The sequence below is a fragment of the Acidovorax sp. BL-A-41-H1 genome, from assembly GCF_051942715.1.
In genome coordinates this window covers 92,921-110,246 of sequence record NZ_JBPVJQ010000001.1, presented here as the reverse complement: position 1 = coordinate 110,246, position 17,326 = coordinate 92,921, and the positions used below count along the sequence as shown (strand labels likewise).

General features: G+C 65.0%; 17 protein-coding genes. 10 read left to right on the top strand and 7 right to left on the bottom strand.

Annotation, left to right across the window (positions count from 1 at the left end; translation table 11 throughout):
• Positions 1 to 383 precede the first annotated feature (383 nt).
• From ACTPOI_RS00565 to ACTPOI_RS00535, 7 genes are all read left to right on the top strand, one after another.
• Positions 384 to 2,198, top strand: a complete 1,815-nt coding sequence (locus ACTPOI_RS00565; RefSeq protein WP_440105478.1) for a right-handed parallel beta-helix repeat-containing protein — start codon at positions 384 to 386, stop codon at positions 2,196 to 2,198.
• A 360-nt stretch (positions 2,199 to 2,558) separates the two neighbouring features.
• On the top strand, positions 2,559 to 3,863 hold the full coding sequence (gene gabT / locus ACTPOI_RS00560) for a 4-aminobutyrate--2-oxoglutarate transaminase (protein WP_440105476.1): 1,305 nt from the start codon (positions 2,559 to 2,561) through the stop codon (positions 3,861 to 3,863).
• 43 nt (positions 3,864 to 3,906) lie between these two features.
• Positions 3,907 to 5,004, top strand: coding sequence for an ABC transporter ATP-binding protein (locus ACTPOI_RS00555; protein WP_440105475.1), 1,098 nt, complete (start codon positions 3,907 to 3,909; stop codon positions 5,002 to 5,004).
• Positions 5,005 to 5,098: 94 nt separating this feature from the next.
• The gene (locus tag ACTPOI_RS00550; protein WP_440105473.1) at positions 5,099 to 6,130 is read left to right on the top strand and encodes an ABC transporter substrate-binding protein; all 1,032 of its coding nucleotides are present in this window, start codon (positions 5,099 to 5,101) and stop codon (positions 6,128 to 6,130) included.
• A 59-nt stretch (positions 6,131 to 6,189) separates the two neighbouring features.
• Positions 6,190 to 7,452, top strand: a complete 1,263-nt coding sequence (locus ACTPOI_RS00545) for an ABC transporter permease (protein ID WP_440105471.1) — start codon at positions 6,190 to 6,192, stop codon at positions 7,450 to 7,452.
• Between the two features lie 41 nt (positions 7,453 to 7,493).
• Positions 7,494 to 8,312: an ABC transporter permease gene (locus ACTPOI_RS00540; RefSeq protein ID WP_440105469.1), complete on the top strand. Its 819-nt coding sequence runs from the start codon at positions 7,494 to 7,496 to the stop codon at positions 8,310 to 8,312.
• A 165-nt stretch (positions 8,313 to 8,477) separates the two neighbouring features.
• Positions 8,478 to 9,974, top strand: coding sequence for an NAD-dependent succinate-semialdehyde dehydrogenase (locus ACTPOI_RS00535; RefSeq protein ID WP_440105467.1), 1,497 nt, complete (start codon positions 8,478 to 8,480; stop codon positions 9,972 to 9,974).
• A 122-nt stretch (positions 9,975 to 10,096) separates the two neighbouring features.
• Here the strand turns inward: ACTPOI_RS00535 and ACTPOI_RS00530 are convergent, their stop codons facing one another.
• The 4 genes from ACTPOI_RS00530 to ACTPOI_RS00515 form a co-directional block, all read right to left on the bottom strand.
• On the bottom strand, positions 10,097 to 10,375 hold the full coding sequence (locus ACTPOI_RS00530; RefSeq protein ID WP_440105465.1) for a hypothetical protein: 279 nt from the start codon (positions 10,373 to 10,375) through the stop codon (positions 10,097 to 10,099).
• A 39-nt stretch (positions 10,376 to 10,414) separates the two neighbouring features.
• Complete coding sequence (locus ACTPOI_RS00525) at positions 10,415 to 11,611, bottom strand: YeeE/YedE family protein (RefSeq protein WP_440105463.1); 1,197 nt, start codon at positions 11,609 to 11,611, stop codon at positions 10,415 to 10,417.
• Between the two features lie 126 nt (positions 11,612 to 11,737).
• Positions 11,738 to 12,703, bottom strand: coding sequence for a sulfurtransferase (locus ACTPOI_RS00520; RefSeq protein ID WP_440105461.1), 966 nt, complete (start codon positions 12,701 to 12,703; stop codon positions 11,738 to 11,740).
• A 256-nt stretch (positions 12,704 to 12,959) separates the two neighbouring features.
• Positions 12,960 to 13,649 carry an SOS response-associated peptidase gene (locus tag ACTPOI_RS00515; protein ID WP_440105459.1) on the bottom strand — a complete coding sequence of 230 codons (690 nt, stop codon included), beginning with the start codon at positions 13,647 to 13,649 and terminating at the stop codon, positions 12,960 to 12,962.
• 35 nt (positions 13,650 to 13,684) lie between these two features.
• Between ACTPOI_RS00515 and ACTPOI_RS00510 the strand changes: the two genes are divergently transcribed.
• The 3 genes from ACTPOI_RS00510 (at position 13,685) to ACTPOI_RS00500 (ending at position 16,036) form a co-directional block, all read left to right on the top strand.
• Positions 13,685 to 14,131, top strand: a complete 447-nt coding sequence (locus ACTPOI_RS00510; RefSeq protein WP_440105457.1) for a LexA family protein — start codon at positions 13,685 to 13,687, stop codon at positions 14,129 to 14,131.
• Between the two features lie 17 nt (positions 14,132 to 14,148).
• Positions 14,149 to 15,447 (top strand): Y-family DNA polymerase, encoded by a 1,299-nt coding sequence (locus tag ACTPOI_RS00505; RefSeq protein ID WP_440105455.1) that lies wholly within the window; start codon positions 14,149 to 14,151, stop codon positions 15,445 to 15,447.
• A 133-nt stretch (positions 15,448 to 15,580) separates the two neighbouring features.
• On the top strand, positions 15,581 to 16,036 hold the full coding sequence (locus tag ACTPOI_RS00500; RefSeq protein ID WP_440105453.1) for a DUF3892 domain-containing protein: 456 nt from the start codon (positions 15,581 to 15,583) through the stop codon (positions 16,034 to 16,036).
• Between the two features lie 181 nt (positions 16,037 to 16,217).
• Here ACTPOI_RS00500 and ACTPOI_RS00495 read toward each other — a convergent pair whose 3' ends face one another.
• The 3 genes from ACTPOI_RS00495 to ACTPOI_RS00485 are packed head-to-tail and all read right to left on the bottom strand — an operon-like array spanning position 16,218 to position 17,325.
• A complete protein-coding gene (locus tag ACTPOI_RS00495; RefSeq protein ID WP_440105451.1) occupies positions 16,218 to 16,436 on the bottom strand; it encodes a hypothetical protein in 219 nt (72 codons plus the stop codon).
• Positions 16,433 to 16,840 carry a DUF1353 domain-containing protein gene (locus tag ACTPOI_RS00490; protein ID WP_440105449.1) on the bottom strand — a complete coding sequence of 136 codons (408 nt, stop codon included), beginning with the start codon at positions 16,838 to 16,840 and terminating at the stop codon, positions 16,433 to 16,435. Before ACTPOI_RS00490 ends, ACTPOI_RS00495 begins: the two co-directional genes overlap by 4 nt.
• Before the next feature lie 2 nt (positions 16,841 to 16,842).
• The gene (locus ACTPOI_RS00485; RefSeq protein ID WP_440105447.1) at positions 16,843 to 17,325 is read right to left on the bottom strand and encodes a glycoside hydrolase family 108 protein; all 483 of its coding nucleotides are present in this window, start codon (positions 17,323 to 17,325) and stop codon (positions 16,843 to 16,845) included.
• Between the last annotated feature and the right edge of the window lies 1 nt (position 17,326).

Genomic DNA, 17,326 nt, shown 5'->3' with positions numbered 1-17,326 from the left:
AGTGTGTGCTCTTCAACGGCAACGAGTGCCTGGAGAGACCGCTGCTGAACCTGCATCCAATCCGTTCCGCCAGCATCGCTTCTAGCTTCTATTGTCCGCCAGGTAATGAGGCAGTCTGCAGGCCTGGAGATGTTTTTGCGCGTTGAGGGAGCCATGGCCCCAAAGCCCCGCACCGCATGAACGGTAGTGCCCAACCGACGGGCGGTATTCGGTCTTTTGACAGATGTTGCGGCTATCGGATGGCATCCACCGCCTGTCCCTTTTCCGCTGTCTGGATGCGCACACAGCCAAGCCCCGGCGATAGGCTTGCCCCCCAACTCGATGGGCAGCGGCAGCCACGAATCGGGTTCAAAAACCAACACCCAACACACCGAGGGACACCCATGATGACAAGGACACCTGACTGCAACTCTCCACGGTTTTTTCAACCCAGGCCGTGGGCCGTTGCCTTGGGGCTGTGCCTGGGCGGAGCCACAGGCCAGGCACTGGCGCAGACCAACCACACTCCACCGGCAGGCTACAAGCTGTGCGCCACTGAGGGGCAGAAATGCAGCTTCAGCGGCACCGCCAACGTGGTTTACGGCGCCGGCACGACCTGGACCCGTCCCCGCAGTTTCACCAACGGGGTCGGTTGCAGCAACGCCACCTTTGGCGACCCCGTGTGGGGCGTGCAGAAGGCTTGTTATGCCAGTGCGCCATCACCTGCTCCAGCTCCGGCGCCCGATCCCGTGCTGACCGCACCTCCACCCGGCTACACCTTGTGCGCTGTTGAAGGCCAGCAATGCAGCTTCACCGGCACGGCCAAGGTGGTCTATGGGGCAGGCACCACCTGGACTGCCGCGCGCGCTTTCACCAACAACGTGATGTGCAACAACGCCACTTTTGGCGACCCCTTGCGGCAGGTGAAAAAGGCGTGCTACGCCAGCAGCCCCGTACCAACGCCCGCCCCTCCCCCACCGCCGCCCGCCCCCCCGGCACCGCCTGCTCCCCCGGCACCTGCGCCAGCACCGGCTCCGGGCGGCTCCGTGACGTACTACTTCTCGGACTGCCAGGCGGGTGCGGCCATCGGTTGTGTGCCTGGGAGCAATTCCAACCCGGGCACCCAGACGGCCCCCAAGCAGAACCTCACGGGCATCAATGTCAACGCCCTGCCTGCGGGCGCAGCACTGCTTTTTGCGCGCGGCGGTGCCTGGGTGGTAGGCGTCACCACGTTCGAGAACACGAACGTTCGCGCAGACGCCCCCCTCACGCTCGATGCGTACGGCGCAGGGCCCGCCCCCTTGCTCACCACCAACAACAATGCCATTGCGCCCTTTGAGCTGGGAGGGCGTTACGCCAACACCACGAACGATGGTGGCTACGTGTTCCGCAACCTGCGCATCCACGGGTCCAACAACTCGGCCTGGGGCTTTTGGCTCAGCGGCAATGTCCGCGACATCGTGATCGAGAACGTGGAGATATCCGGCTTCCAGATCGCCATTCACTCGCAGGCGCGCGCACCGCATGGCGTGAACAACGTGCTGATCCGCAACAACCACATCCATCACAACGGGAGCATGGGCATCTTGGGCCAGTTCCGCAACAGCGTGATCGAAGGCAACCTGATCGAAGCAAACAACTTCAGCGGCAGCGGCTTCAACCACGGCACCTACCTGTCGGGCAGCAACGGACTGAGCGGCACCAACATCACCCTGCGCAACAACCGCTACATCCGCAACTCGGTGGTCAACGGCGTCTGCCAGGGGGGCAACATGACCTTCCACGGCCAGATGGACGGCGTGCTGATTGAGGGCAACCGGATCGAACAGGATGCTGCGACAGAGGGCTGCTGGGAGATGTCGATCACGCAGGGATATGACACAGCCGAGTGGTTCCGCAACTTCGTGGTGCGCAACAACAAGCTCATCAATGCCGGCAACACAGCCATGGCGGTGCAGTCCGCACCCGGCATCGTGATTGAGGGCAATGTCATCATCAACACGCAGACGACCTTCCAGACAGCCATCAATGTGGGCCACACCGAATTCCAGAATGGCGATGTACCCGATGGAAACGCTGTGGTGCGCAACAACATTGCGTGTTTCCCCTCACCCCACGCGGGCAGCACGGTGGTGCGCGTGATTGCACCGAACAGTGTGGTCACGAACAACACCATGGTGACCGGGGCAGCCGCAACGACCGGGGTGTGCGCCCGCTAGAAAAATTTCCTCCGCCTCATTTCGGCCGACCGGGGCCTCGCAGCACGCTGCGAGGCCCTTTTTTGTTTGCACACACCATTTGGGAAGGCAACAAACCGCCCGCCGCTGCAGGCCCCATCAAAGCGGCCCGCACCCTGAACGCCACTGCGCCTGCAAATACGCACTGAGCGCGTGAGCTGCGCGACAAAAAGGGGCCGCATTGTGCACCGTGTTGGAGCACCCTAAATCAGGGATTGCCTGTACAGGATGGAAGACCTGCACAGTGCACGCAAAACAGCATGCCGGTGTACATGGACGAGGCATGGCGCGACTTCCAGAATTCGCCCATTCCTTCATTTCGTGTTCAACCCACCCACCGCCATGCAGCAAGACCGCCACTTCACCAACGCCGCCCTCCTCACCCGCCGCCACGCCGCCGTGGCCCGGGGCGTGGGACAGGCCCACGACCTCTTCATCCAGAAGGCCCGCAACGCCGAGCTGTGGGATGTGGAGGGCCGCCGCTTCATCGACTTTGCCGGTGGCATCGCCGTGCTCAACACCGGCCACCTGCATGCCGGCGTGATTGCCGCCGTGAAGGCGCAGCTCGACCTGTACACCCACACCTGCTTTCAGGTGGTGGCGTACGAGCCCTACGTGGAAGTGTGCGAACGCCTGAACACGCTGGCCCCCGGCGCGTTTGCCAAGAAGAGCCTACTGCTCACTACCGGCGCCGAGGCGGTGGAGAACGCCATCAAGATCGCCCGCGCCTACACCAAGCGCCCCGGCGTGATCGCCTTCACCGGCGGCTACCACGGGCGCACCAACCTCACGCTGGGCCTCACCGGCAAGGTTGCGCCTTACAAGATCGGATTCGGCCCCTTCCCAGGCGAGACCTACCACGCCCTGTTCCCCAACGCGCTGCACGGCGTGAGCGTGGAGCAGGCGCTGCATTCGGTGGAGCTGATCTTCAAGAACGACATCGAGCCTGAGCGCGTGGCGGCCTTCATCGTCGAGCCCGTGCAGGGCGAAGGCGGCTTCTACGTCGCCCCGCCCGAATTCATCAGCGGCCTGAAGGCGCTGGCCGACCGCTACGGCATCCTGCTGATTGCCGACGAAGTGCAGACCGGCGCAGGCCGCACCGGCACCTGGTTTGCCAGCGAGCAGTGGCCCGTGGCGCCCGACCTGATCACCACCGCCAAGTCGCTGGCGGGCGGCTTCCCGCTGGCGGGCGTGGTGGGCCGCGCCGATGTGATGGATGCCCCCGCCCCCGGCGGCCTGGGCGGCACCTACGCAGGCAGCCCCGTGGCCTGCGCTGCCGCGCTGGCCGTGATCGAGGCGTTTGCGCAAGAGAAATTGCTGGCCCGCAGCCAGGACATGGGCGCGCTGCTGGTGCGCGGCCTGAAAGACATCGCAGCCAAGGTGCCCGCCATTGGCGATGTGCGCGGCCTGGGCGCCATGGTGGCGATTGAGTTGTTCGAGAACGGCGACCTGAGCCGTCCCGATGCCGCCCTGACCAAGCAGGTGGTGGCCGAGGCCGCGCGGCGTGGGCTGATCCTGCTGTCGTGCGGCACCCATGGCAACGTGATCCGCATCCTGGTGCCGCTGACCGCGTCGGACGAGTTGCTGCACGAAGGTCTGGCCATCTTGGCCGACAGCCTGGAGGCCGTGGCTGCGGCCACGAACTGACATGCGCCCGGCCCTCCACTCCACTTACCAGGCACCGCCCGCCATGAACCAGCCTGCCGAACCCCTGGTGCGCTTTACCGGCGTGCAAAAGACCTACGACGGCGAACAGCTGGTGGTGCGCGCGCTGGACCTGGACATCCAGCGCGGCGAGTTCTTGAGTCTGCTGGGCCCGTCGGGCTCGGGCAAAACCACCACGCTGATGATGCTGGCCGGGTTCGAGTCACCCACCGCAGGCGACATCCTGCTGGACGGCAAGCAGATCACGCGCACGCCACCGCACAAGCGCAACTTTGGCATGGTGTTCCAGAACTACGCGCTGTTCCCCCACTTCACCGTGGGCGAGAACGTGGCCTACCCGCTGACGGTGCGCAAGGTGCCCAAGGCCGAACAGGCCGAACGCGTGAAGAAAGCGCTGGACATGGTGCGCCTGGGCGGCATGGCCGACCGCTTGCCCGCTCGCCTGTCGGGCGGCCAGCAGCAGCGGGTGGCCCTGGCGCGCGCGCTGGTGTTCAACCCGCAGCTGGTGCTGATGGACGAGCCCCTGGGCGCGCTGGACAAGCAGCTGCGCGAGCACATGCAGATCGAGCTGAAAGAGCTGCACCGCCAGCTGGGCGTGACCTTTGTGTACGTGACGCACGACCAGGGCGAGGCCCTGACCATGAGCGACCGCGTGGCCGTGTTCAACGAAGGCGTGATCCAGCAGCTGGCCGATGTGGAGAGCCTGTACGAAACCCCCAGCAACCGCTTTGTGGCGGGTTTTGTGGGCGACAGCACCATGCTCTCGGGCACGCTGCAGGGCGCGGGGGCCGACGCCGCCATCCAGATGCCCGGCGGTTTTCTGCTGCCCGGCATCAACGTGAACCAGGCCCCTGTGGGCGCGCGGGTACAGGCCTGCGTGCGGCCCGAGCGCATCGTGCTGCACCCGCAGTCCGAATACCCCCGGCCCAACGCCATCCCGGCCACTGTGGCACGCACCATTTACTACGGCGACCACCTGCGCCTGGTCTGCGAGCTGGGCCACGGCCAGGAGCCGGCCACGGTCAAGCGGGCCTTGTCGCCCCTGGGCACCAGCCACGCGCAGCCGGGCGATCGGGTGCTGCTGGAGTTCCCGCCCGCTGCCACGCGCATCTACGCCGTGTGAGGGTGTTGCACAACCCCGCTGCCCCCTCACCGCCCTCTCTTTTCCCTCTCAATTCCCTGTCCCCGTCCCTCCACTACCCAAGGAAATCTGCACCATGAAAAAGAGCCTCATCGCCTGCGCATCCCTGGCTGCCTGCCTGGCCCTGCCCAGCTTTGCGCAACAGCAACTCACCGTCGTGAACTTCGGCGGCGCCAATGCCAACGCGCAGAAAAAGGCGTTCTATGAGCCCTACGAAAAGCAGGGCACCAAGATCGTGGCCGTGGAATACAACGGCGAGCAGGCCAAGGTCAAAGCCATGGTCGAAACCAAGAAGGTCACCTGGGACGTGGTGGAGGTCGAATCGCCCGACGCCGCGCGCGGCTGCGACGAGGGTCTGTATGAAAAGCTCGACTACAGCAAGATCGTTCCCAAGGCCGACCTGCTGCCCGCCGCGGTGAACGAATGCGCCGTGGGTATCTTTGTGTGGTCCACCGTCATGGCCTACAACGGCGACAAGCTCAAGACCCCGCCCACCAGCTGGGCCGACTTCTGGGACACCAAGAAGATCCCCGGCAAGCGCGGCATGCGCAAAGGCGCGCGCTACAACCTCGAATTTGCGCTGCTGGCCGATGGTGTGAAGCCCGCCGATGTGTACAAGGTGCTGGCCACCAAGGACGGTGCTGACCGTGCGTTCAAGAAGCTGACGGAACTCAAGCCCAACATCCAGTGGTGGGAGGCCGGTGCCCAGGCGCCCCAGTTCCTGGTGGCGGGTGATGTGGCACTGACCACGGTGTTCAACGGCCGCATCGACGCCGCCAACCGCGAAGGCCGCAACCTCAAGATCTACTGGCCCGGCGGCATCTACGACCTGGACTACTGGGCCATCCCCAAGGGCACGCCCAACAAGGACGCGGCAGTGAAGTTCATCGCCTTCACCATGCAGACGCCCCAACAGGCGGCCTACGCGCAGAACATCGCCTACGGCCCGGCCAACAGCAAGGCGCTGGCGTCGCTGGACAAGAAGGTGCTGGACGACCTGCCCACCTCGGCCACCAATGCCAAGGAAGCGTTGCAGTTCAGCGTGGGCTTCTGGGCCGACCAGGGGGAGGCGCTGGAGAAGCGCTTTGCCGCCTGGGCCACGCAATAAGCCTCCTGTGTTGCGCCTTTGAAGATGCCCTTGTGAAACGCTGAGAGCAGGACACCCGCATGCAAGCCACCCTGGCCCATCCCCACGCCATTGCCCCCGAAGGCAGCCCCCCCGGCGCGCTGCGCCAGGCCCTGGCGCGCGCCGAGTCGCGCCGCAAATGGCGCGCCTTTGCGCTGACCTTGCCCCTGCTGGTGTTCCTGCTGCTCACGCTACTGGTGCCCATTGCCGCGCTGCTGCAGCGCGCGGTGGAAAACCCCGAAGTCGCCAACGCCCTGCCCGCCACCATGCGCGCGCTGGACGGCTGGGACCGCAAGGACGCCCCCGGCGCGCCCGCTTACTCCGCGCTGGTGCAAGACCTGGCCCGCCTGCCCGACAGCTCCGACGCCGGGGCGCTGGCGCGGCGGCTCAACACCGAAGTGCCCGGTGCGCGCTCGCTCATCATGGGCGCGTACCGCGCACTGCCCATGGAGGGCACGCCCGACGCCATCCGCGCACAGCTGCTGGACAAGGACCCGCGCTGGGCCGAGGCCCCGCTGTGGCAGGCCATTGCCAAGAACGGCGCCCGCTGGACGCCCGACTACCTGCTTGCCTCGGTGGACCTGCAGCGCGACGCACTGGGCCACATCGAACGCATGCCCGAGGAGCAGCGCGCGTTTGGTGGCATCCTGCTGCGCACCTTCCATATCAGTCTGGTGGTCACGCTGGTGTGCCTGCTGCTGGGCTACCCGCTGGCCTGGTGGCTGGCCACCCTGCCCGCCCGCCCGGCCAACGTGCTGATGATTCTGGTGCTGGTGCCGTTCTGGACCTCCATCCTCGTGCGCGTGGCCGCATGGATCGTGCTGCTGCAGTCCGAAGGGCTGGTCAACCGGGGGCTGATGGGGCTGGGCCTGATTGAGCAGCCTCTGGCGTTGCTGTTCAACCGCACGGGCGTGGTGATTGCCATGGTGCACATCCTGCTGCCCTTCATGATTCTGCCGCTGTACAGCGTGATGAAAAGCGTGCCGCCCACCTACCTGCGCGCGGCGGTGTCGCTGGGCAGCTCGCCGGTGGCCGCGTTCTTCCGGGTGTATGTGCCGCAAACCTACCCCGGCATCGGCGCGGGCGCGCTGCTGGTCTTCATCCTGGCCATCGGCTACTACGTCACCCCCGCGCTGCTGGGCGGGGCGGATGACCAGATGCTCAGCTACTACATCGCCCGCTACACCAATGTGGAAGTGAACTGGGGCATGGCCTGCGCCCTGGGCGCCCTGCTGCTGGCGGCCACGCTGGTGCTGTATGGCGTGTACCGGCGCTTTGGCAAGGCCGAGTTGAGCCTGGGCTGACCCCAGGTGGACCCATCTTCTGACGCAGAAAGCCGCTGACCATGTTTCGCCTTCCCTCATTCCCCTTGTATGCCACGCTGGCCGACAAGCTCGGCTGGTGGGCCGTGCGCGCGCTGTGCGTGGCCGTGCTCGTCTTCTTGCTGGCGCCCATTCTGGTGATGGTGCCGCTGTCGTTTTCCGAGAGTTCGTTCCTCGCCTACCCCATCCACGGCTGGTCGCTCAAGTGGTATCAGAACCTGTTCGGATCACCCGAGTGGGCGCGCGCCACGCGCAACAGCTTCATCGTGGCGCCTGCGGCCACGCTGATTGCCACTGTGCTGGGCACCCTCGCGGCCGTCGGGTTGTCGCGGGCGGACTTCCGTTTCAAGGGGCTGCTCATGGGCATCCTGATCGCGCCCATGGTGGTGCCCATCATCGTGGTGGGCGTGGCCACCTACCTGTACTTTGCGCCGCTCGGGCTGGCCGACAGCTACCTGGGTCTCATCGTCGTGCATGCCGCGCTGGGCGCCCCGTTTGTGCTGACCACCGTGCTGGCCACGCTGGCAGGCTTCAACCACAACCTGGTGCGCGCCTCGCTGAGCCTGGGCGAGACACCGCTCAACACCTTCTTCCGCATCACGCTGCCGGTGATTGCGCCGGGGGTGATATCGGGCGCGCTGTTTGCGTTTGCGACCTCGTTCGACGAGGTCGTGGTCACGCTGTTCCTGGCGGGCGCCGACCAGTCCACCCTGCCGCGCCAGATGTTCAACGGCATCCGCGAAAACATCTCGCCCACCATCGCCGCCGTAGCCACGCTGCTGATCCTGTTCACCACCAGCCTGCTGCTGGCGCTGGAGTGGCTGCGCGGCCGCCGCGCATGACCGTCATGCTGCCGGTGACTGCCACCTTGGCGACCAACGCAATACGTCCGGGCGTGCTAGCCTTTGGCTAGACCTCGGCCCTGAGGGCAAACGCGTCAAGCTTTTTAGCGCCTGGCTTTCCTTTCGTCTTTCCTTCGTCACGCCCCTCTTTCTGGAAGCACTCCCATGGACATGAAGACCTCCCCCCTCGCCCTGCTGAACGACCCCACACTGCTCAAGACCGACGGCCTCATCAACGGCCAGTGGGTGGCAGGCAGCAGCCGCTTTGATGTGAACGACCCGGCCACGGGCCTGAAGCTGGCCGACGTGGCCAACCTGGGCCCAGCGGACGCAGAGGCCGCCATTGCCGCCGCCAATGCCGCCTGGGGCCCCTGGAAGACCAAGACCGCCAAGGAGCGCAGCATCATCCTGCGCAAGTGGTACGACCTGCTGATGGCCAACCAGGACGATCTGGGCCGCATCATGACCGCCGAGCAGGGCAAGCCCCTGCCCGAAGCCAAGGGTGAAGTGGCCTACGGCGCGAGTTTTGTGGAGTGGTTTGCCGAAGAGGCCAAACGCATCAACGGCGAGACCCTGCCCCAGTTCGACAACAACCGGCGTCTGCTGGTGCTCAAGCAACCCATCGGCGTGTGCGCGGCCATCACGCCGTGGAACTTCCCACTGGCCATGATCACGCGCAAGGTCGCGCCCGCGCTGGCTGCAGGCTGTCCGGTGGTCATCAAGCCTGCCGAGCTGACGCCGCTCACCGCCCTGGCTGCAGCCGAGCTGGCGATCCGCGCAGGCATCCCGGCCGGTGTGTTCAACATCCTGCCCGCCGACAGCGACAACTCCATCGCCATCGGCAAGGTGCTGTGCGCGAGCGACGTGGTGCGCCACATCAGCTTCACGGGCAGCACCGAAGTGGGCCGCATCCTGATGGCGCAGTCGGCCCCCACGGTCAAGAAGATGTCGCTGGAGCTGGGCGGCAACGCGCCCTTCCTGGTGTTTGACGATGCCGACATCGACAGCGCTGTGGAAGGCGCCTTTGCCAGCAAGTACCGCAACGCGGGCCAGACCTGCGTGTGCACCAACCGCTTTTACGTGCAGGAAGGCGTGTACGACGAGTTCGTGGCCAAGTTTGCGGCCAAGGTCAAGACAGCCAAGGTGGGCAACGGCTTTGAGGCCGGGGTGAACCAGGGCCCGCTGATTGAGGAAGCCGCTCTGGCCAAGGTGCAGCGCCATGTGGATGACGCGCTGGCCAAGGGCGGCCAGGTGGTCGCGGGCGGCCAACGCCTCACCGCCCTGGGCTCGGGCCAGTTTTTTGAACCCACGGTGGTCGCCAACGCCACGGCCGACATGCTGTGCGCCCGCGAGGAAACCTTCGGCCCCTTCGCCCCGGTCTTCAAGTTCAAGACAGAGCAAGAAGCCATTGACGCCGCCAACAACACCGAATTCGGCCTAGCCAGCTACTTCTACAGCCGCGATGTGGGCCGCATCTTCCGCGTGACCGAGGCGCTGGAATACGGCATGGTCGGTGCCAACGTCGGCATCCTGGCCACGGAGCATGTGCCGTTTGGTGGCGTCAAGCAGTCCGGCCTGGGCCGCGAAGGATCGCACTACGGCATGGACGACTATGTGGAGATCAAGTACCTGTGCCTCGGGGACATCCAGAGCGGTAAATAGCCCTGCCCTGTTCACCGTGCCTCATGGTCAAATGCTACTATTTTTATAGCTAATTAGGTAGACGGGGTAGGCGGAGAAGGCTAAAAAAATCAAGATTGGGGTCACCTGAAACCGCTGCGCACCTACACGCAGCGGTAGGCCACTTCAAACCGGCTGACCTGCACAGCCAGCTCCGCCTGCAGGCCATACCGCGCACAGTGTTTGTCGGCCGCCTGCTGGGCACCATCCGGGCCCAGCGTGGAGTTTTCCCAGTTGATGGACACCACCTTGTCATTGCCCACAACGATGAACGGCGCGGGCGGTGAATAGGCGCAGCCGCACAGGCCTGCGGCCATCACCACCAGCCAGCGCCGGGCCATCGGGGTCATCGTGTACGTGCGGGTGCTTGTGCAGGTATCCATGCGGGCCGCAGTGTATCGGACGGCCCTTCACGGCTCTCCTCAGCGCCCGGCGGGCCACAGCCGCTTGAGCCGCAGCCCCGCCCACACGGCCACAAACACGGCCACCCCAAAAACCCAGCCCGACAGGGCCCCCGCCATGCCACCCGACAGCAGCGTGCCGATGGTGCAGCCCAGCCCCGTCATCGCGCCCCAGCCCAGCAGCACGCCACCCGCCAGGCCCCGCATGGCATCGCGCCAGGTGGGCCAGCGCGGCGCAAATTGGCGGCTGGCCAGGGCCGCAACAAACGCCCCCGCCACTAGGCCGGCCAGCAGCAAGGCATTGGGTGTGAACCAGGTGGACTGCGGCGCGGTGGCGCAGCCTGCAAAACCATCCAGCCCCTCCAGCCGATCGGGAATCCAGCCCTGCCCCTGCGCCCACTGGCGCGCCGCACTGCCCAGCGTGGCTGTCACGCCCAGCGGCCGCATGCGCACAATCGCAAACGCACCGATCAGCCCCACCGCCAGGCCCCCGACCCAGTAAGGCCAACGCCCGGCCCACAAGCTGCGCCACACAGCGCCCAGGCTGGGCACCGCGCCCCTTGCCGCCGATTCAGCCGCCGCCTCGCGTGCAAAGCCGCGCCACAACCAGGCCGCCACCAGCGCGAGCCCGCCCAATTGCACCAGCAGCGCCCCGCCATACCCCAGGTGCGCGGGCAGCCAGACCACGGGGGCATCGGCCACGCTCAGGCTGTACAAGGGGTTCCAGGTGATGAAGCCCAGGATGAAACCCAGCGCCGAGCCAATGAGCGCAAACGGCGACACTGGCGAGCCCTCGGCCAGCCGGTACCAGTGCGCGCTGATGCACGAACCCGACACCACCATGCCCGCGCCAAACGACAGCCCCGCCGCCACCAACACCCAGCTCACCGGGCCGATGTGCATGTCGGGCGGCAGCTTGCCCGGCTGGGGCACGGGCAACCAGCTGCCCAGCACCACGGTATAGCCCACCACACCCACAGCCAGCGCCAGCACGATGGCCAGCAGCCCGCGCGGGTTGCCATCTTCAAACCAGTCGCGCGCGTGGCAGTAAAAACAAAACCGCGTGCGCTGCAGCACCAGCCCCAGCACCCCGCCCGTGGCCAGCGCAAACGCCAGCGTGCGCCCGCCGGGCAGCGCCTGCACTGCGTGGTCTGCCACCCCCAGCGCCACCAACAGCGCCAGGGCGCCCGCGTGAGAAAAATTGATCTTGAACGCCATGAACCTCCCAGGCATAAAAAAAGCCCGCATGAAGCGGGCTGTAAAAAGAGACCCCCTACCAAAATCAGAAACTCTCTTTGTTTTGCATTGCACCTTCTTCCCAAAAGGTTCTGTCGGCAAACCCCATCACTTGGCGGCCCAGATGGTGCCCGCCGGGTTGGTGATGGGCACGCCCACCGCGTTGCCATATTCGGTCCACGAGCCGTCGTAGTTCTTCACGCTGTAGCCCAGGATCTTGGACAGCGCAAACCAGGTATGGCTGGAGCGCTCGCCAATGCGGCAGTAGGTGATGATGGGTTTGCTGCCGTCCACGCCTGCGCTGGCATAGAGCTTTTTCAGATCCTCGGCCGACTTGAAGGTGCCGTCCTCCTTCACCGCCTGGCCCCAGGGCACATTGGCCGCACCGGGGATATGGCCTGCACGGATGCTCAGCTCGGGCACACCCGCAGGCGCAAAAATCTTGCCCGTGTATTCGTCGGCCGAGCGGATGTCCACCAGCTTCGCATTGCTCTTGCCTTCGGCAGCCGCCAGGGCGTCGGACAGACGGGCGCGCAGGTCGGTGTTCACCTTGGTCACCTTGTAGCTGGTGGCTGCAAATTCGGGCACGCGGTTGTTCAGCGGCTGGTTCTCGGCCTCCCACTTCTTGCGGCCGCCGTCGAGCAGCTTCACGTTCTTGACGCCATAGATGTCAAACACCCACGCGCCCCAGGCGGCAAACCAGTTGTTGGTGTCGCCGTACAGCACCACCGTGGTGTCCTGCTTTACCCCGGCTTTTGAGAGCAAGGCCTCGAACGCCTCCTTGCCCACGATGTCGCGCCGCACCCGGTCGTTCAGATCCTGGTGCCACGAAAAGTTGACGGCGCCCGGTACATGGCCTCGCTCGTACAGGCCCGGGTTCACGCTCACCTCGACGATGCGCACCTGCGGGTTGTCCAGGTTTTGCGCCAGCCATTCGGTGGTGACCAGGGGGCCTGCGGGGATGGGGGTGGCGGCCAGCAAAGAACCGCTGAACAGCACCACGCCCCCCGCCATGCAGGCGCGCAGCCATTGGCGCCATGGGACTTGCGTTGAAGAACGGTGTGGTGTGGTCATCGGATTCCTTTCGGTGTCTGTGGAGTGCCTGCACCGCAGGGCAGGTGAAAGGAATTTAGAGCCCAAAGACCCTGCGCCCAACCAACAAGATCGGCTATGCATATGCGGTTTGCGCACTTGCACGAACCGCTTTCAAGCTGGAAGCCGGATGCTGCCTATAATCCGAGGCTTCGCGGGTGTAGTTCAATGGTAGGTATTCATCCCTAAATGAAAACACCACCACTCCGCAAAAAGCTACACCAAAAGCTACACCACTTCAGGCGATCAACTCCACCTGCTGCGCCGGATCCTTCGCCCGGTGCACGAACAGCTCCAGCGGGGGCACCTTGATCAGCGCCTCGGCCTGCTCGATGGTGCCGTGCAACCAGGCATCCCAGTCGCCCTTCTCCAGCGGCACCACAGTGCGCTTGTCCTGCATATCGGGCGGGCGCTTGGGGTCGGGCCGGTGCATCAGGTTCAGCACCGGCACGTCGTCGCAGTTCTGGGTCACCATCGTGTAGCTGGGCAGCACCTCACCCGTGGCCGGGTCGGTCCATTCACTCCACAGGCCTGCCAGGCCCCAGGGCTCACCATCAGCTCGCTCAAACTGCCAAGGGATGTGCTTGCCAGTGCCCCAGTAGGGCTCCACGTACAGCTGCGCCGGGATGATGCAGCGTTGCCCCTTGCGCCAGGGGCCGCCGTAGGTCCATGACTTGGCCATGCCTTCGCGCCGGGCGTTGACGGTGGCCAGGCGCTTGCCATCCTTGCCGGTGGGGATGTGCGTTTTGGAGTGCGGCGGGATCATGCCCCACTGCCCCACCACCAGCTCGCGCCCTGCTTCGCCCTTGGCCCGCAAGAACGGCCCACGGTACAGCGGGCTCATCTTGTCGCGCCATTCCTCTTCGGGCACGTCGCCGAAGTGCAGCACCAGCTGCTCGCGGCCCGGGACTTCGTAGTAGGTGCACATGGCAACATCCTGGCAGTTGGATTTATACTGTGATTATGCACAGTGTTTTTGATTCCCCGCTCCCGGTGCCGCTGGACACAGCGGCCCAGGCGCTCGCGCTGCCAGTATGCGGCGTGAGCGTGCGCGCGGGGTTTCCGTCGCCCGCCGATGACTTCGTAGTGGAGCGGCTGGACATCATGCAGTTGCTGGTGAAGCACCCCCAGGCCACCTACTTCTGGCGCGTGCGGGGCGACTCGATGCGGGATGCGGGCATTGATGACGGCAGCATCATCGCGGTGGACCGAGCGATCAAGCCCAAGCACAACAGCATCGTGGTGGCCATTGTGGACGGCGAATGCACCGTGAAGTATCTGCACCAGCGCGCCGGCCGCATCAAGCTGCGCGCGGCCAACCCCACGTACCCCGACATCATCCCCCGCGACAGCCAGACCATTGAGGTGTGGGGCGTGGTGAGTGGGTGCGTGAAGCTGTTTCCCAACTGAGCAGATGGGAGGCCAGCATGTACGCGCTGGTGGACGGGAACAACTTCTACGTGAGCTGTGAGCGGGTTTTCCGCCCCAGCCTGAACGGCCGCCCGGTGGTGGTGCTGAGCAACAACGACGGCTGCGCCATTGCCCGCAGCAACGAGGCCAAGGCCCTGGGCATCAAGATGGGGGCGCCATGGTTCCAGATCCGGCACATGGAGGAAACCCACGGCCTGGTGGCGCTGAGTGCCAACTTCACCCTGTACGGCGACATGAGCGACCGCATGATGAGCCTGGCGGCGGGCCTGGGCCCCACGCAGGAGGTCTACAGCATCGACGAGTCGTTTATCGGCCTGCAGGGCGTGCGCGGCGACCTGACCAAGCGCAGCCAGGCCATACGCGACCGCATCAACCAGTGGGTGGGCATCCCCTGCGGCATCGGCATCGGGCACACCAAGACGCTGGCGAAGCTGGCCAACTACATCGCCAAGACGGCCGAGCGCAAACCCGGCAGCTACCCCGCCGAGCTGGCCCAGGTGTGCAACCTGACCGCCCTGCCCGCCCAGGACCTGGACGACGTGCTGCAAGCCACGCTGGTGGAAGAAGTGTGGGGCGTGGGCCGCAAGATCGCGGCTCAGTTGCATGAGGGCGGCGTGCACACCGTGCTGGACCTGGCCCGACTAGACCCGGCCACCGTGCGCAGGCGCTGGAGTGTGGTGCTGGAGCGCACCGTGCGCGAGCTGCAGGGCATGCAGTGCATCGACCTGGATGACGCACCAGCCCCCAAGAAAGAAATCGCCTGCACGCGGTCATTCGGCCACGCGGTGACCGAGCTGCCGCCACTGGTGGAGGCCGTGAGCGAGTTCGCCAGCCGAGCGGCCGAGAAGCTGCGCAAGCAAGGCAGCCTGGCCAGCCAGCTGCTTGTGTTCTGCCACACCTCCCCCTTCCGCCCCGGGCCCCGCTTCAACCGCAGCATCGTGGTGCCACTGCGCCGCCCCACGGCCGACACCGGCAAGCTGGTATGGGCCGCCGCTGCAGGCATGCGGCGCATCTACGAGCCCGGCTACAAGATGGCGAAGGCCGGGGTGATGCTGCTGGACCTGGTGCCGGGCAGCGTGCTGCAGGGCGAGCTGGATCTGGAGGAAGAAGACCACCGGGACCGCACCAGGCTGATGGTGGCGCTGGACACCCTCAACCAGCGCTACGGCAAAGGCACCGTGCATTCAGGCGCCACGGGTGGCACCAACAAGGGTAAGGACTGGGGGATGAAGCAGGAGAGGCGCACGCCACAGTACACGACGCGGTGGGAGGATGTGCCGGTGGCGCGGGCGTAATACCCATTTTATAGAAATGGGATTTAGTGCTGCTGTATGCACATTCAGTACTAAAATGCGCGAACGCAGAAAAGCCCCACCTATGGCGGAGCTTTTTTGCGCAAGTCCGACATCAACCAGGCTCAACCAGAAGATGTCGTTTTTCAACAGACCTCAATTTTACAGCACTTGCTCAAAAATGAGCAATAAAAATTTTGAGGCATTGCGGAGCAACAACATGGCAATCTGCCAAATTGCGTACATCACCAAAAACCCGCGCATGGATCCGTTCCATCCGATTCTTGAAGTTGGAGGGCCAGCCCATAACGGCTATGGGGCCATCTGGCGATGTTCGCTACAGACAGCGGTCGAGGCGGCCCTCCATCGAGGCGCCCAGTTTTTTACGGTTTTTAACGGTCGCAATACTCCTGTCGAAGTGGCGAGAGGACCGAGCGGCGCATTGCATCTGCGCACCGTGCCGGATTCTTTGCAGAGCAACAATCTGCTTAGCCTACCGGACTTCCCCCCCACCACCCTTCTCGGCAGCACGATCTTCACAGAGCCTGCAGGCCTCGTACCCACCAGCCCCCAAGGTGGTCTTCTCGGGTAACTCGCAGGTTTAATCAATGCGTGGCAGCAGCCCGTCATCCCTTCGGGGGATAGCCTGATGCTGCACTCGCTCCTGCAGCTCCCTGGCCAGCTCGCGCTGGTCGCGGAGCTGCTTTTCCTTCTGGGCCTTGATCGCCTTGCGACCAGCACCAGGGGCGCGGCGCGCCCTTGACGGCATGGCGCTACACGCCAGTGGCGGGCGGCTTTTGTGGCTGGGCTTGGGCGGCGCCGCCCGCAGCCGCAGCGCCAGCAGGCACCACACCAGGCGCCACGGTGGTGGCCGAGCACTGGCCTGTGACGCCGTGCGGGATGTAGCAGGCGGCGCCCACTTTGAAGCTGCTGCAGCCGGACATAGCCACCAGGGCGGCGGCGATGCTGAGGGCGAGAACGGTCTTTTTCATGGTGCTTGCCTTTCGGTTTCGGGTGGTAAGGGGATTGCATTGGCCCATGCGCCCTGCCCGCCCAGGCGGACGGCAAGCCACATCAGGTACTTGTCGAGGTTGTTGACCTCGTTTTTCATGGCGGCGTAGAACACTGCGTCGGCCCAGGCGCGGGGGTACTGGCGCTCATACAGAAAGTCGTGCAGCACGGCCGATCGGCGGGCCTTGCCTTCGAAGGCCAGGAAGATCAGCGGCAACTCTGGGATGCTGGCCAGGTCGGTGATCATTCCCTTGGGCACCGTGATCACCACAGAGTCATCAGCCGAGTCCGTTTCAACCAGCACGACGAAGTCTTCGTGCAGCTCCCACTCGTCGCCATTCCCGTGCGGCTTGAGCAGGGGCTGGTTGAGGAAGGTGACGCGCATGGTCAGTTGTCCTGCGCGGCGTGCCGCAGATTGCCCGCCACGCGGATCGTCCACCCGCGCCCGAAGTTGTCGAAGGTCTTCAGCTTGGCGTAGAACTCCAACCGCTCTGCATTGAACAGCAGCACCAGGTCGGCGGGCTCTTGACGAGCCACTGCGGCCAGGGTGACCGGGCCAATCACTCCATCGTCAGCCACACCAGCCGCCCGCTGCATCCACCGCACCGCATTGCCAATGCCGTGATTCACGGCTGCATCCAGCGCCTGGAAAACAAAGGGCACCGGCAATTTGTCGCCCTGCACGCGCTGCCAGAAGTCGCGCTGGTAGATGGCGATGGCGTCCTGGCGTGTCAGACCCTTGATGTTCAGGTGCGGGTAGCTGCGCTTGCTGATGCCCCACTTGGTTTCACCGCCTGGGTCGTTGGGGTCGTTGACATAGCCGCCTTCGTGCGAGAGCACGCGGTCTACAAGGTCGAGGAACAGAGACATG

Coding starts and splice junctions, on each gene's coding strand:
- ACTPOI_RS00555 (WP_440105475.1), top strand. CDS start 3,907: ATGAACCAGCCTGCCGAACCCCTGGTGCGCTTTACCGGCGTGCAAAAG.
- ACTPOI_RS00520 (WP_440105461.1), bottom strand. CDS start 12,703: ATGACCACACCACACCGTTCTTCAACGCAAGTCCCATGGCGCCAATGG.
- ACTPOI_RS00545 (WP_440105471.1), top strand. CDS start 6,190: ATGCAAGCCACCCTGGCCCATCCCCACGCCATTGCCCCCGAAGGCAGC.
- ACTPOI_RS00535 (WP_440105467.1), top strand. CDS start 8,478: ATGGACATGAAGACCTCCCCCCTCGCCCTGCTGAACGACCCCACACTG.
- ACTPOI_RS00500 (WP_440105453.1), top strand. CDS start 15,581: ATGTCGTTTTTCAACAGACCTCAATTTTACAGCACTTGCTCAAAAATG.
- ACTPOI_RS00525 (WP_440105463.1), bottom strand. CDS start 11,611: ATGGCGTTCAAGATCAATTTTTCTCACGCGGGCGCCCTGGCGCTGTTG.
- ACTPOI_RS00510 (WP_440105457.1), top strand. CDS start 13,685: ATGCACAGTGTTTTTGATTCCCCGCTCCCGGTGCCGCTGGACACAGCG.
- ACTPOI_RS00565 (WP_440105478.1), top strand. CDS start 384: ATGATGACAAGGACACCTGACTGCAACTCTCCACGGTTTTTTCAACCC.
- ACTPOI_RS00515 (WP_440105459.1), bottom strand. CDS start 13,649: ATGTGCACCTACTACGAAGTCCCGGGCCGCGAGCAGCTGGTGCTGCAC.
- gabT (WP_440105476.1), top strand. CDS start 2,559: ATGCAGCAAGACCGCCACTTCACCAACGCCGCCCTCCTCACCCGCCGC.
- ACTPOI_RS00530 (WP_440105465.1), bottom strand. CDS start 10,375: ATGGATACCTGCACAAGCACCCGCACGTACACGATGACCCCGATGGCC.
- ACTPOI_RS00495 (WP_440105451.1), bottom strand. CDS start 16,436: ATGAAAAAGACCGTTCTCGCCCTCAGCATCGCCGCCGCCCTGGTGGCT.
- ACTPOI_RS00550 (WP_440105473.1), top strand. CDS start 5,099: ATGAAAAAGAGCCTCATCGCCTGCGCATCCCTGGCTGCCTGCCTGGCC.
- ACTPOI_RS00490 (WP_440105449.1), bottom strand. CDS start 16,840: ATGCGCGTCACCTTCCTCAACCAGCCCCTGCTCAAGCCGCACGGGAAT.
- ACTPOI_RS00540 (WP_440105469.1), top strand. CDS start 7,494: ATGTTTCGCCTTCCCTCATTCCCCTTGTATGCCACGCTGGCCGACAAG.
- ACTPOI_RS00485 (WP_440105447.1), bottom strand. CDS start 17,325: ATGTCTCTGTTCCTCGACCTTGTAGACCGCGTGCTCTCGCACGAAGGC.
- ACTPOI_RS00505 (WP_440105455.1), top strand. CDS start 14,149: ATGTACGCGCTGGTGGACGGGAACAACTTCTACGTGAGCTGTGAGCGG.